This window comes from Vibrio sp. Vb1574, from assembly GCF_033338675.1.
In genome coordinates this window covers 1-14657 of the sequence record NZ_JAWOTC010000013.1, presented here as the reverse complement: position 1 = coordinate 14657, position 14657 = coordinate 1, and the positions used below count along the sequence as shown (strand labels likewise).

At 42.3% G+C, this 14657-nt stretch carries 12 protein-coding genes and 1 rRNA gene; 11 read left to right on the top strand and 2 right to left on the bottom strand.

Going from position 1 to position 14657, the window contains the following annotated elements; translation table 11 throughout:
- Positions 1-78: 78 nt before the first annotated feature.
- Both R7O12_RS11145 and R7O12_RS11140 read left to right on the top strand, forming a co-directional pair.
- Positions 79-705 carry a hypothetical protein gene (locus R7O12_RS11145; protein WP_213912434.1) on the top strand — a complete coding sequence of 209 codons (627 nt, stop codon included), beginning with the start codon at positions 79-81 and terminating at the stop codon, positions 703-705.
- Positions 706-1032: 327 nt separating this feature from the next.
- Complete coding sequence (locus tag R7O12_RS11140) at positions 1033-1560, top strand: hypothetical protein (RefSeq protein WP_318125835.1); 528 nt, start codon at positions 1033-1035, stop codon at positions 1558-1560.
- A 198-nt stretch (positions 1561-1758) separates the two neighbouring features.
- On the opposite strand, the gene R7O12_RS11135 is transcribed toward R7O12_RS11140, so the two are convergent.
- Positions 1759-3099, bottom strand: coding sequence for a putative bifunctional diguanylate cyclase/phosphodiesterase (locus tag R7O12_RS11135; protein ID WP_250157701.1), 1341 nt, complete (start codon positions 3097-3099; stop codon positions 1759-1761).
- Positions 3100-3691: 592 nt separating this feature from the next.
- Between R7O12_RS11135 and R7O12_RS11130 the strand changes: the two genes are divergently transcribed.
- Positions 3692-5254, top strand: a complete 1563-nt coding sequence (locus tag R7O12_RS11130) for a sensor domain-containing diguanylate cyclase (protein ID WP_213912453.1) — start codon at positions 3692-3694, stop codon at positions 5252-5254.
- Positions 5255-5807: 553 nt separating this feature from the next.
- Here the strand turns inward: R7O12_RS11130 and R7O12_RS11125 are convergent.
- Positions 5808-7091 (bottom strand): carbohydrate-binding protein, encoded by a 1284-nt coding sequence (locus tag R7O12_RS11125; RefSeq protein WP_017821842.1) that lies wholly within the window; start codon positions 7089-7091, stop codon positions 5808-5810.
- Positions 7092-7338: 247 nt separating this feature from the next.
- Between R7O12_RS11125 and R7O12_RS11120 the strand changes: the two genes are divergently transcribed.
- From R7O12_RS11120 to R7O12_RS11085, 8 genes are all read left to right on the top strand, one after another.
- The gene (locus R7O12_RS11120; RefSeq protein WP_318106175.1) at positions 7339-7644 is read left to right on the top strand and encodes a PTS sugar transporter subunit IIB; all 306 of its coding nucleotides are present in this window, start codon (positions 7339-7341) and stop codon (positions 7642-7644) included.
- Between the two features lie 87 nt (positions 7645-7731).
- Positions 7732-9066, top strand: a complete 1335-nt coding sequence (locus R7O12_RS11115; RefSeq protein WP_318106177.1) for a PTS sugar transporter subunit IIC — start codon at positions 7732-7734, stop codon at positions 9064-9066.
- Between the two features lie 51 nt (positions 9067-9117).
- Positions 9118-9429 carry a PTS lactose/cellobiose transporter subunit IIA gene (locus R7O12_RS11110; RefSeq protein ID WP_031777269.1) on the top strand — a complete coding sequence of 104 codons (312 nt, stop codon included), beginning with the start codon at positions 9118-9120 and terminating at the stop codon, positions 9427-9429.
- A 12-nt stretch (positions 9430-9441) separates the two neighbouring features.
- Entirely contained in the window at positions 9442-10764 is a 1323-nt protein-coding gene (locus R7O12_RS11105; protein ID WP_005381048.1) for a 6-phospho-beta-glucosidase, read from the top strand.
- Positions 10765-10782: 18 nt separating this feature from the next.
- Positions 10783-11538: a chitin disaccharide deacetylase gene (gene chbG, locus R7O12_RS11100; RefSeq protein ID WP_054579416.1), complete on the top strand. Its 756-nt coding sequence runs from the start codon at positions 10783-10785 to the stop codon at positions 11536-11538.
- Positions 11539-11642: 104 nt separating this feature from the next.
- Positions 11643-12641, top strand: a complete 999-nt coding sequence (locus R7O12_RS11095) for a LacI family DNA-binding transcriptional regulator (protein ID WP_054702626.1) — start codon at positions 11643-11645, stop codon at positions 12639-12641.
- A gap of 130 nt (positions 12642-12771) precedes the next feature.
- Positions 12772-14025, top strand: a complete 1254-nt coding sequence (locus R7O12_RS11090) for an HD-GYP domain-containing protein (RefSeq protein ID WP_318106184.1) — start codon at positions 12772-12774, stop codon at positions 14023-14025.
- A gap of 565 nt (positions 14026-14590) precedes the next feature.
- Positions 14591-14657 (top strand): 16S ribosomal RNA (locus R7O12_RS11085); the annotation flags it as partial.

The following is a 14657-nucleotide window of genomic DNA, read 5'->3' as shown; positions in this document are numbered from 1 at the left end:
AGCCCTACAGGGGCTGAGAGGCTTGCCCTCTCTGCTCCTGTGGGGCTTTGTACTCTCTGAATTACAGGAATAATACCGATGAAAAATACTAAAATATTGACTGTGGAGGGTGTTGAGTTCCCTTCTCGCACTGCTGCTGCACGTCACTATGGTTTGAATCCTAAACTGGTCAACGAACGCATAACCAAGTTTGGCTGGACACTAGAGCAAGCCCTTGAACTAGAAGCGCGCCCTAAAGGTGACTACCGCAAGAAAGTTGTTATAGACGGCACCGAGTACTCAAGTATGCGCCAAGCGGCTAGAGAGCTAGGTGTGGCGCAAAGTACGCTGATGAACCGCATAAAGGCTGGCATATCTGTAGAGGAAGCGCTGTCTGCTGCACACACCGAGCGTGAGAAGTTAAAAGGTCAGTCCAAACCAATGTTCTACGGTAACAAACTTTATCCATCTGCGCGCTATTTGTTGCTTGCTAATCCCACTCTGGCTGCTGGTGGTGATTTGGGTAAAGCCGTTACCTCGCTGAATGATGAGGCTCGTCGAGCTAAGAATCAGGGCGGGGCTCGCAATCTGTCGTTGGATCAAGTTGCCGCTGAGTTTGGTCTTGCGAAAATTGGGTTTGCTGATGAGTTTGATGGTTTTGTTGAACGGTTAGTGGAACAAGTTGGTGAAGCTGTTTTGACCGAATTGTTCTATGAGCTAAAGTAGTCCGAATTGGTGTTTTGAAGGGAGAAGGGAGTAGTTGCGTTGAGTGACTGCTCCCTTTTTGTTGCCTGTGTTTTGAGTTGGTGAGCCTGTTGCCGGAAGAACTGCGCAGTAACTATTGCCGTCTCTATTTATAGTTGTGGGGCGAATATGGCTTAAGGCTTAGCGGTTGCTGAGATGCTTCTATATGTTTAGTTTGCGTACAGGTGGTGGGGTGGTTACCAAGATTTCAGAAGAAAGACTCCGACCTAATCAACGGTCAGTTCTACACTATTTCTGCCGATCTGGCACCTGAGTTTACCGATAAAATGGCACCACTAGCAGCACGTATTGAGCATCAAGGAATCCAGTCTTGTATTATGGGTGACGACTCTTGGGGGGCAAAACGATATCCCAACGTCTCTATCGAGCCTTGAACAGTATCAAACAGTGCTCTCTGACTATAAAGCCGCCAGCAATACAACGATGAACATCGAGTCGGCAATGACAACCTTGGTGAGAAACCAACCCTCGAAAAGCTTTACCCTGAAAAAACAGGGTCAAAGCTACGTATTCTACGAGCTGGAAAATGGTGAGCGTAGCGTCAATGTGAAAGAAGACGATCAAAGTGTCGGTATCGGCACGTGGGACTATGTGGATGGCAACATTGTCATTTCTAATGCTAAAGATGCTGATAATACGCCTATTAACCTCAAAGAGACCATCGCGATGACGTCTTGGAGCTACGATAACCTAGGTATTGCAGTCAAAAAACTACTTCAAGAACAACACTACGATTCGCTAGGGCTTGGAGAGTGGACAACACACGGCAGTGTTTCCTCAGACGTTTATGTGATCATTCTAGGTGCAGAGCATTAATTTGCCGTAGCGTTGTGAATGGCGTCATCAAGTAACGCCTTAAACCAAAAATCCGAGTGTTGATAAAGCACTCGGATTTTTCTTTCTCTGGTAAAATAATTACCTTAACTGGGTTTACCTAAAGCCTACTAATTCCATGGTTTATCTCACTAATCTGTCAAACGATAAACAGCTTCTAAGTATGTGAACTTTGCGATGCTACATCATACTTAAGCTTTTATTTAATGCCGTAACAGGGACTGGGCGACTTAGATAAAACCCTTGAGCTTGTTCACAGTCTAACTCCTCAAGAATACACAGCTGTTCAAGGGTCTCTATGCCCTCAGCAACGACTTGAATCCCAAACCCCTTGGCTATATCAACGATGCCGGAAGTAATTGCTCTTGATCGATAGTCAATAGCAATGTCTTTGATGAAACTACTATCTATCTTGATTTCATCAACGTCTAATTTATTAAATATGCCAAATGAGGTATAGCCAACACCAAAGTCATCAATGGAGAATGTTACACCATACTTCTTCAGTTTCTTTACTAGACTTGCACATTGCTCAATATCCTTTAACGTAGCTGTCTCTGTGATTTCAAAGCATAGGTATTGCGCAAAATCACGGTCTTGTTTTAAGTAAGTTTCGATTTGGCGCATGTCTTCGACACTATTTATCTCAGTAGCAGAAATATTCACCGATACGCTTTGAATGGCATATCCTAGGAGCTGGGTTTCTTTAAGTTGTTTTGATGCTTGCTTGATAACTAGTGTTGTTAAAGCACTACAGAGATTGTTCTCTTCTGCCAGCGTGATAAATACAGCAGGAGATATATCTCCATGTTGGTGGTGTTTCCAGCGAGAGAGCACTTCAACTCCAGTTACTCTCTTATCTTTTAGATGATACTTTGGTTGAAATACGATCTGTATTTGTTCTTTTCGTATTGCGTTACGTAGATCTGCAATCATCTGTTTTCTTTGGAGATCTTGCTCAGCGAGTTTTTTGTCGTGGTACCGGATAGTGTTTTTCGTTATCTTTGCTTGAGCGAGCGCATATTTGGCTGACGACATGAGCTGTTTAACGCTTTCTCCATCAAATGGATAGAGCGCAACACCAATAGAGCACGTTACATCAATGCCATGACGTTTTGAGTGCTGGCTAAACTGCCTTTGAATAAGTGCTAGGTGCCTGTCAATTTGCTTCTCGTCGTGCATGCGAATCAAGCAAGCAAACCCATCCGAATGAGTCCTTGAAGAGAAAAGTGGAGAGACAGTAGACGAACTAATAGATTGTGCTATGTCTTTTAAAAATTGATTGCTCTTTTCAAAGCCGAGTTGATCGGCAATGGGCTTAAAGTTGTCAATATCGAGAAGAAAGAGAACATAATGTTCATTTTCTTTGGCACTACTGAACTTTTGCTCCAAATAGCGAAAAAAGACGTAGGGACTATGCAGGCCTGTCACATAGTCAATGTCATTGGCCCGTTCAATATCTCGGTTGTTCTTTTTTATCAGCCCCCATAGCAAGAGAGACGTGATCACGATAAATAGCATACCCTTTAGTGACTGCACCAACGTGTATACTTGTAGATTACTAGATAGGAGCTCTACCGCTTTATCTGAGAATAAAACCCACAGTGACGCGAATACAAAGTAAGCAAAAACGAGTTTAGCGGAGGTGAGGGAGTTTTTTTTTCATATAGACCACAGTATTACTCGTGTACTGCCCATGACTAAGGTCATACTTATATGATTAACCTATCATTACATCGAATATCAAGCTAGTGACACATCACTTAAACTGTTTAAAATGCTACATTAAACATATAGTTTTACTATGAAAACTAATGTTTAGTAGCATCAAGACCCTCTAAATATAAGTTTTACTTTTTTGAACCCTTCAAGTATCGGCTAGCATTTTGATCTTGATGCTTGTTTTTTGGTCAGCTACTGGCTCTATTTTCTATCTATGTCGGCCATATCAGTTTCAAAATAGATATAAGCCAGTATAAGAGTTTCATATCTCATGCAGAAATGTCAAAATCTACTAAAACTTGATTTAACACATGTGCAGTAGTACGTATTATTACTTCGAATAAACCAATGGGTGACTTAATTTATGGAATATGTGGGTGAATCAAAACGGATGAAAGACAAGTTGAATTTGAGGCAACTTATTCTGATTCTAAGCATCTTTAGTGTATTGGTCACTCTTCTGAACGCTTTTTACTCCATATATCGTGTCCAACATGACCTCATTGTCACCAACACCATTGAATCCAATCGTGTTTACGCTGAAAAAATGGCCGAAATAACGGACACTTTCATTGAATCAGTTTTGTCTCAATTGGAGTATAGCGCACTTACGCTTGGGAGTAGGATAGGTGATTCAGATGCGTTGCAACAAGAAGTAGATCGATTAAGAACCCAAACTGACTCTTTTAACTCTGTAGTCATCGTCAATGCGAAAGGGGTCATCATTTCCGTTTCACCAGAAACAACACGAGTGAAAGGTGTCCAATTAACAACAGACAGTTCGCTACAATCGTTGAACGCTAAGGCTCCAATCGTCACGAATCCGTTCGTATCCCCGGCAGGTAATTATCTAATAAGTATTTCGTACCCTATCTTCTCCGCACAAAAAGAGTATTTAGGTTACGTTAGCGGGAGCATTTATCTCGATAAGAAAAACATATTAATGAGCATACTTGGGCACCATGGCTACAGAGATGGGTCATACCTCTATGTTGTGGATAAAAATCGGACATTGATTTATCACCCTAATAAACAACGAGTGGGAGAAGTCATTGTCAATAATGAAGCAATAAATGAGGTGACTCAGGGAGAGAAAGGTGGGAAAGTTATCATTAACTCTCAGGGTATTGATATGCTTGCTGGGTACGCACCAGTCAATTATTCTGGTTGGGGGATAGTTGCTGCGAAATCGGAAAGCCTCACTCTGTCAGTGCTTAATGACCAAATGTGGAGTGTATTTGTGGCAACGCTTCCAATTGGTGCGCTCACGCTTTTAATTATTTGGATATCTTCGGTTTTTATCTCAAAACCATTATGGCAATTAGCGAGTGTCGTCAAAAACTTTGAAAGCCACACTTCGACTAAACGAGACTTAAATAAAGTGAAACCTTGGTATTTTGAAGCGTCACACCTGAAGCGTTCATTCGTCAGTACATTCAATATTGTATCCAACACAATTGATCAACTGCACCTCGATACCTTAACTGATTCTATGACTGGGTTGTTAAACCGCAGAGGTTTAGATAAGGCCATTGATAATTTGCGTATACAAAACACTCCATTTTCTGTGCTCGCTCTGGATGTTGATTACTTCAAAAAAGTGAATGATACCTTTGGTCATGATGTCGGTGATACTTTACTCATCAGTGTGGCAAATATGATCAAGGCGCAGGCGCGAGAGGTGGATATTGTCTGCCGATCTGGCGGAGAAGAGTTCATGGTTTTTTTAGTTAAAGCAGACATACGTCAGGCTGAGTACGTTGCCGAGAGAATTCGAAAGTCCATTGAATCCAATGAGTTTGATGTCGTAGGTCACGTGACGATTTCTATCGGAGTATCCCAATGGTTAGCCGAAAGAGAGCCGATTAGCGCCATTCTTAAAGGTGCTGATGATGCACTTTACCAAGCAAAACATAACGGTAGAAATAGAACTGAGGTACATAAGTTCAGATGATAAAATAAATGGATACTGATCTGAACACCCATCTAAGCGAGTTTGTCATACTTTAGATAATTTTTACTTAATTGTGCTAAAACAGTTTTGCCCAGAAACGTGTTACAAAGAGTGGTCAAGTGTGTGTACCATTTTCCCATTTTAAATCTGTGCTCAACGCGTGCTAAAAAGATCCAATAAAATCCTATTTCATGGTCCTTGATATCCAAAAAAAACCTCTTAAATGCAAGTAATTACAAGTGGTTAAGAGGAATTCAAAATCCGTTGCCTTCGGGCGTGGCGGTTCAAGTCCGCCCACCGGTACCATATTAGAAAGGTCGCTTTTATAGCGGCCTTTCGTCGTTTTAGGTGTTTGTAAATATCAAAAGAAAGGTAGCGTTGCCTTCGCGGTGGCGGCAGGAATGCCCAGTCCAATCAACTCCGTCCACCGGTACCATATTTTAAGACAGAGCCTCGATGAAAGTCGGGGCTTTGTTGTATCTGGATTTTCAAAACAAAAAAGCGCGAGGGGTATGCCTCGCGCAAACTACTACATGGTGATAGTAGGAACAGCCTATAGAGCTGTGAACAAGGTATTTTGAGTGTTCGGAGTCCAGTCTGCTTGGGACACGTGCGGTACATCAACTAGATAACGCAAACCTTGATAAGTCACCACATCACCTTGTTTATAGGAAACATTCTGAGTCCAGTTAGTGGCTGGGTCCGCATTTGTCCAGAGGCTAGAGGTTGGAGACGGTGCCCAATCTTGTTGTGCAGTATGGTTTGTTACAGCCTGGTATACAGTACCTAGGTGTAAGACGTAATCGCCAGCGTCGTAGTTATGACCAACTTGCCAGTTCGGTGTGTAGTTATCCATTGTGTCGAAGTCATAACCCGCTTGTTTTGCTAACTGTATAAACTTAGCGAGCTTAGGTAGGTTTTGCGTTGCCCCCATGCCACGCTTACCATCTTCAAATAGGAACTCGTGAGTTAAAACGATAACTTTATCGGCGTGTAAAGGTGTACCACATGGGAACTCTTGAGCTTTGGAGTTGATCGGGTTAATCGTTGTTGGTGCACAAGTGTTTAACGCGGAATCCACATATCCAAGAAATGCTTCTGCTTCTGTAAGGCTGTTTGCTGGCATTTCAATGCCCCAATTTTCAGGTGCCCAGTCCACATCCCAACCGTGAGTTTGATAGCCGTTATTCGCTAGGATATTTTGAACCTCGATAGCTGCTTTTACACTGTTGGATGGGTTGGATGTATCGCATACATATCCTGGTTCCCAAGGTTTCAGGTCATCAGACGTGGCACATAACCCATCTGCTTTGAAGTCTTTCGTCACGCGCCAACCGTTGGTGTAGGGCAGTCTAGCAAACTCTGTTGCCTTGTAGTTCGGGTAGCTTGTAATGTTCGGCAAATACTTTGCTAACACAGATAAGTTTTCCGTAAACATTGAGGCATCGTAAACAGGGTCTTGATACGAGTTAAGCTGGTGGTCCCCGGTCGCATTACACTCCGCAGCACTGTTCGGTCCAAACTCATCAACGCAATTATGAACCATATGATCGTAACTGTGGTTCGCGACAATATGACCAGTGTCTAATGCGAGCTTTAAGGCTTCTAGCGAACGGTCTTCATTCTCATCACCAATTCCATCTAAATGCCAAGCATTAAAGTAAAACGTCGCTTTGATATCTTCCTGGTTAAGTACTTGAATAACGTCAATAGATGCATTGATTGGTCCATCATCAAACGTTAGATAAATGGTGCCTTTAGAGTCGGTTTGAGCAAATGAGTGCTGTGATAGTGCGGCACTTACAAGCGCTGCAATAGCCAATTTATTAAATTTCATTCTCTATTCCTTTTAAGAAATTAATAACGACGTTGTCAGTAGTAAAATATTGATAATTTGAAACTTAATGTGATGTCTTAAATTATTTTATGACTTTTATCCTAGACCTAAATAATTACAAAAAAATAGGTGGTATTTTCTAAATTGGGATTGTGTTCACGAATAATGCAACCGGTTGCGCTTTTTTGTCTTGGTTATTTTTGCTACAGTTTTTACAGGTTGAAATTTACACAACGGGAGTAAGGCTATGAAAAAGATCCTTTTATGCTGTAGCGCAGGGATGTCAACCAGTATGCTTGTTAAGAGAATGGAGCAAGCTGCTGAAAATAAAGGAATTGAGTGCAAAATTGATGCAATGTCAGTGAATGCGTTTGAAGATGTAATTAAAGAGTACGATGTTTGTCTTCTCGGGCCTCAAGTACGTTTTCAGCTAGAAGAGCTAAGAAAAACGGCGCAAGAGCATGGTAAAAACATTGATGCTATTTCTCCTCAGCATTATGGAATGATGAAGGGAGAAGAAGTACTAGAGCAAGCATTAGAATTAATTAACTAAACTATAGTTTTAAATTAAAAAGATAACTGTACATCAAATATAAATATTTGATGCGGGATTCTTTTGTCTAAAATAAGGATGGATTCTATGAAGCTTTATGACGCAATTATAGGCGCAGTCGAAAAGCATATAGCCCCTATAGCAGCTAAAGTGGGGAATCAGCCCCATGTTCGCGCAATGAGAGACGGTTTTATTGTCGCAATGCCGTTTATTATTGTCGGTAGTTTCATTTTGATTTTTGCATTCCCCCCATTTGCCGAAGATACAACCTTTACTTTTGGTCGAATTTGGCTCGATTTCGCCACTACACATTTTGATACCATAATGATGCCCTACAACATGTCGATGGGGATCATGACCATTTTTGTTTCGCTGGGCGTTGCTTATAGTTTAGCGAAGGCTTACAAGATGGATGGGATCACGAGTGCTGTATTGTCACTAATGTCTTTTTTACTCATTGCGGCCCCAGCTAAAGATGGCGCGTTGTCTATGTCTCACATGGGCGGAACCGGGATCTTCACCGCAGTGATGTGTGCATTTTTCTCGGTGGAGCTCTACCGTTTTATGAAAAAGCACAATATTACGATTCGCATGCCAGAGCAGGTGCCACCGGCGATTGCGCGATCATTTGAAGTATTGCTACCAGTCTTAGCGATATTCATTACCTTATATCCACTTAGCCTTTTCGTACAAAACCAGTACGACATGCTGATTCCAGATGCTGTTATGGCTATCTTTAAACCGCTAATTAGTGCGTCTAACTCATTGCCTGCCATTATTGGCGCTTTATTGCTTTGCCAGCTGCTTTGGTTTGCGGGTATTCATGGTGCTGCAATTGTTGTTGGACTGCTTTCTCCAATCTTTTTGACCAACATTGGTGCCAACATTGAAGCCTTTGTTGCAGGTGAACCGATTCCAAATGTATTTACTCAACCGTTCTGGGATTTTTACATCTTTATTGGCGGCTCTGGTGCAACACTTGCTCTTGTTATGCTGATGTCGTTTAGCCGTTCTGCTCACCTTAAGAGCATTGGTCGAATGAGTGCGGTGCCTGGCTTTTTCCAAATCAACGAACCAGTGATCTTCGGTAGCCCAGTTGTGATGAACCCGACCTTGTTTATCCCGTTCGTCTTCGCTCCAGTCATCAACGCTACGATTGCGTATTTTGCTGTGCATGTCGGCTTTGTGGGTATGGGTGTCGCTACAACACCTTGGACAACACCGGCACTGATAGGTGCTTCGTGGGGTAGCGGTTGGACCTTTGCGCCAGTATTGCTCGTCATTGGTTTATTAATTCTTGATCTAATCATCTACTTCCCATTCTTCAAAATGTTTGAGAAGCAAATGTTGGAGCAAGAACTACCAACGACGAAGGAAACTAAAGGTGACACGCAGCCGTCAGGCGAAGGCGTTACTGCTTAACTGTGCTTAATGGGCCGCAATTACCGCGGCCCGATTTTCGGAGAGAAAATGATGGAACAAGAATTGGTTGTAATGGAGATCATTTGCAATGCTGGTGAAGCCAGAAGTTTAAGCTACGAGGCATTGCGTTTATCTCGAGAACAAGATTTTGAAGCGGCTGATGAGAAGCTCTCTCAAGCAAGAGAGTGCATTAATAAAGCCCACTTAATACAGACTCAGCTTATTGAAGAAGATCAGGGAGAAGGGAAAGTCCCGATGACGTTAGTGATGGTGCATGCTCAAGATCACCTAATGACTACGATTTTGGCTCAAGAGATGGCTGTAGAAATCGTCGCACTGAACAAAAAAATCTCGAACAAATAAAGGGGGATGAAAATGTCTAGAGAGGCGATCAAGCTTGCCATTATTGGCGGTGGTAGTAGCTATACCCCGGAATTGGTTGAAGGGGTTATTAAGCGCTTAGAATATTTACCCGTTAAGAAAATCCATTTTGTGGACATTGAGTCAGGAGCTGAGAAGCTTGAGATCATCAAAGGATTGGCTCAGCGAATGGTCGATAAAGCCGGAGCAAAAATTGAGATAAAAGCCGGTTTCGATCGCCGTGCTGCGATAAAAGATGCGGATTTTGTGATGACGCAGTTTCGTGTTGGTGGCCTTGCTGCACGCGCTAACGATGAGCGAATCCCAATCAAGTACGACGTCATCGGCCAAGAAACAACGGGCCCTGGTGGTTTTGCTAAAGCACTGCGAACCATTCCGGTCATTCTTGATATCTGTAAAGACATTGAAGAGTTGGCTCCAAACGCATGGATGCTCAATTTCACCAACCCAGCGGGTTTAGTTTCCGAAGCGGTCAGTAAGTACACCAAAGTAAAGAGTATTGGTTTATGCAATGTGCCCGTTTCAATGGAAATGATGATTGCAGAAATGATGGAGTGCGAGCCAAAAGAGCTGCAACTTGAGTTTGCTGGGTTAAACCATCTCGTGTGGGTACACAAAGCATGGCTCAATGGGGAAGATATTACTCAAACGGTATTAGAGAAAGTCGGTGATGGTGCCAACTTCAGTATGAAGAATATCTGGGAAGAGCCGTGGGATCCGGCATTTCTAAAAGCACTGGGGGCGATACCATGTCCTTATCATCGTTACTTCTACCAAACTGATGCCATGCTTGCTGAAGAGAAACAAAGTGCCGATGAAAAAGGCACTCGTGCTGAGCAGGTAATGGAAACAGAAAATGCGCTATTTAAGCTCTATCAAGATCCTACCCTCGATCATAAGCCGAAAGAGTTAGAGGAGCGGGGTGGTGCTTATTATTCTGATGCATCACTGAACCTAGTTGATTCAATTTATAACAATCGTAATAGTATTCATGTTGTTAACGTTTTAAATAATGGAGCGATCAACGGCCTACCTGACGATGCTGTGATTGAATGTAGTGCCGTGATTGGTAGCTGGGGGGCGAAACCTCTTGCGGTTGGCGAGTTGTCAAACAATATCAAAGGATTACTCCATCAAGTTAAAGCGTATGAGCAGCTAACAATAGAAGCTGCTGTCGAAGGTAATTATGACAAGGCGCTTATGGCATTAACCAATAACCCATTGGTGCCTGACATTGGCCGCGCCAAGTCAATCCTGGATGATATCCTAGCGGTGAACGCTCCGTATTTACCTCAATTTAAACTAACGACGTTGTAAGACTAAGGAAGGGCGCCGATGAAAGTCATTTTTAATGCTGATGATTTTGGTTTAACGAGAGGTGTAAATAGCGGCATCGTTAAAGCTCATCAGCAAGGTGTGGTTCATTCAACCACCATGATGGTGGGTATGGATGCTGAGCAACATGCCTTAGAACTAGCTCGCCATAATCCAGACTTGAAAATTGGCGTTCATCTTAGGTTTACAGCAGGTGTGCCTATAACGAAGCATCCTAACTTGACCAACGGCCGAGCGCACTTTATCAACTATGACGAACTTTGGAGTAAGCAGGATTTCGAAACTCAGGTCATTTATGATGAAGCAAAAGCTCAGGTGGAACATTTTTTATCGCTTGGGTTAGAGCTAAGCCACTTAGATAGCCATCATCACGCGCATACTCACCCTCAAATTTTGCCCGTTATTAAAGAAGTAGCGAATGAATACAGAGTGCCACTGCGGGGCACTGGCTTGTGTCAAGAATCGATGACAATCAGGTATATCTTTACTGATGAGTTTTATGATCAAAAAGTGAGCTTGGATGGCTTAATGGCACATCTATTGAGCTTAAAAGCTGACTATGACTTGGTTGAGGTGATGTGCCACCCGGCAGAGGCCGATCAGGCGCTTATCTTAAAGAGTGGCTATGCGCTTCAGCGAGAGCTAGAGTTACAAGTTCTTACCTCTCCCATTTTAAAAGAACAGTTAGCTCATCATGGCATAACTGTCACGGATTACTCTGAGCTTGTTTCTACCAATCAAATGGTCGGTGTATGATTAAAGGCTGCCAGCTTCGCCCCCTATAGCACCTTACGAATTGCTGGCAGCCGTTCTACACAAACGAATATTTAATAACAATTGCAGTTGGACCCAATAGCATTATGGCAAGGATTAAAGATGTAGCCGAACTCGCCGGTGTAAATCGCTCTACCGTTTCTCGAATTATTAATGGAGAGGGGAAATTTCGCGAGGAAACTCGAAAAAAAGTAGAGCAAGCTATGGCGCAATTGAATTATCGTCCTAGTGCAATTGCTCGTTCACTCGCAACCTCATCCAGTAATATGGTTGGGTTATTGGTGACTTACTATACGGGGGGCTTCTTTGGCGAGATGATGGAGCAGGTTCAGACCGAGCTGGATATTCATAAGAAGTTTTTGATTACAGCTCAAGGCCATCATTCTGCACAAGGTGAAAAAGAGGCAATTCAGCGTTTTAATGATTTACGTTGTGACGGCTATGTACTTCATAGTCGTTATTTGTCAGATGATGACTTACGTGAATTAGCTAAACAGCCAACACCTTTCGTTCTCCTGGATCGCTACGTGGAAGGAATAGAAGAGCGTTGTGTTACCTTTAACCATCATCATGCAAGCCGTATTGCCGTTGAGCACCTTTTAGCTGGTGGTCATCGAAAGATTGCTTGTATTGCCGGTCCATCCCAACGTCATAACAGTGTATTGAGAAAGCTTGGGTATATTGATGCAATGAAGGATGCTGGTATAGATATTGATGAAAGCTGGTGTGAAGAAGGGAATTATGGTCGGCAAAGTGGTTATGATGCAATGGCTGCAATTTTACAACGACACCCTGATGTGACGGCTGTCTTTTCGTGCAGTGAAGAAATGACGGTTGGCGCAATGCAGTACTTACACGAGCACAGTATTTCTGTACCAGAGCAAATCTCATTAACTAGCTATGACAGTGTTGATCTTTGTGAAAGTCTTTACCCTACAGTATCAGCAGTGCACTTTCCTATCAGTGACATGGCCCGTGTAGCGGTACAAACGTTAATGGGGCTAGTCAAAGATCAAGAAGTAATAGACAAGCCAGTGTTCGAGGCCAAGCTTAAAATACGCAAAGCAGATCGCTCCTTAAAGTAGCTTACTTCTATCTAATTAAGTGAGTCGCTTAGAAATAACGGTTTGATGTTTTGATAGTTACTGATGAATTTATTCACAAAATTTACTAGTATTCTAACTCTCTTAAGAAATATAAATCAGTAGTGAATAAGTGGCAGCCATTAAACTAACGGTCGATCGTATTCAACCCGGATTACATATCCGTCTTCCGCTAAAGTGGAACGATCACCCCTTTCTACTCAATAGCTTTAAGATTAAAGACCAAGAGCAAGTCGAGATGATCCGCCACCTCGGCGTAAAGTTCGTTTACTTTAATCCAGAGCAAAGCGATGCCGTTCCACTCCCTGTTGATCAAAGACAAGCTGACAGAGTAACAAATGAAGCGTCGTTAGATCATGAAACTCAAAAAATGTGGCAAGAAAAACAGAACCGCATAGAAAAGTTAAGTGCATACCGTCGACGCGTGATTCAGTGTGAAAAAGAGTTTGAGCGCTCTCTGGCACGTATGCGTTCAGTCATGACTAAAATCCGTAACCGTCCGACAGCAGCAGTTGATGAAGCAAAGCTTCTTATTGAAGATATCGTCGAGAAGTTAATGTGCGATGATAATGTTACGTTACATCTGATGAACGGAAAAAATGAGTTTGAAGATATTTATTTCCACTCATTGAACGTGGCTGTTATCTCGATGATGATTGGCCGTGCTAAAGGGTACTCAGCAGCACAGTTGAAAGAGCTTTCCTTCTCCGCACTATTCCATGATATCGGGAAAATAAAAATCCCGACTGCAATATTAAGAAAGCAACTACCTCTAACAGAGCCAGAAACCAACTACTTAAAGTTGCACACTAAATATGGCGTCGATCTTGCGAGTCAAATCGAGGCTTTTCCCGAAGTCGCGAGAATTGTGATTGCGCAGCACCATGAGCTAAGAGATGGGTCTGGTTATCCTAAAGGCCTGAAAGGAGATGAGATCAACGAGTTTGCTCAAATTATTGCTGTAGCCAATGCGTTTGATAACTTGTGTCATACACCGATAGTCTCAGATCAAAAGATTCCTTATACCGCACTCTCTCATTTATATAAGAACTGTAAACACCTATATAAAGAAGAGAACATGAACATCCTAATTAAGTTTATGGGCGTGTTTCCTCCGGGTACCGTAGTTCAGCTTTCTAATAATATGGTCGGCCTGGTTATCTCAGTGAATGCATCGCATTTATTATTCCCGAATGTCTTGGTTTACGATCCATCAGTACCAAGGACTCAAGCGCCAATCATTGATCTTGCCTCAAAAGATATAAAGATAGTTAACGCGATTCATCCGTCAAAATTACCGGATAAAGTAAAAGAGTATCTAAATCCGCGTTCGCGTATTTCTTATTTCTTTGATAGTGATGAGTAGTTATCCACAGCTTTTTGTGGGTAAATTGTATAAATCCTGAGTGTTATTTCTGGGTAATTTTAGGGTTGGATGGAAAGTATCCATTTGGCATGTTTTTTTAGAAAAAATGCATTTTTAGTATTGCCAAAGAAAATCTTCTCCCTATAATGCGCATCCATCGACACAGCAGACGTCACAAGGCTTCAGCAGGGTCGAAGAGGTAAAAAGCTTCTACAAAAAATTAGTTTAAAAAAGTGTTTGACACTAACAACTAAATCGCTAGAATGCACCTCCGCTTTGAGAGAAAAACTTCTCGCAAAGCAAGCTCTTTAACAATATAGACCTATCAATCTGTGTGGGCACTCGTTGATGATAATCCAATTAGATATTTCTTTCTTAACGGAAAGCGGTATCAAATTAGGTTTCAATGAAACGAAGTGACCATTTGAATTGGGAAGCAGCCTTGAGCTGTTTTGTTTTACTTTTTCAAAAGTAAAAACCAATAAGAGCACAGTCAATTCAAACATTACTTCTGCTATTTATTAGCGAAAGGAATGTTCAGTATTCATTGAGCCGACAAAATCTTAAATTGAAGAGTTTGATCATGGCTCAGATTGAACGCTGGCGGCAGGCCTAACACATGCAAGTCGAGC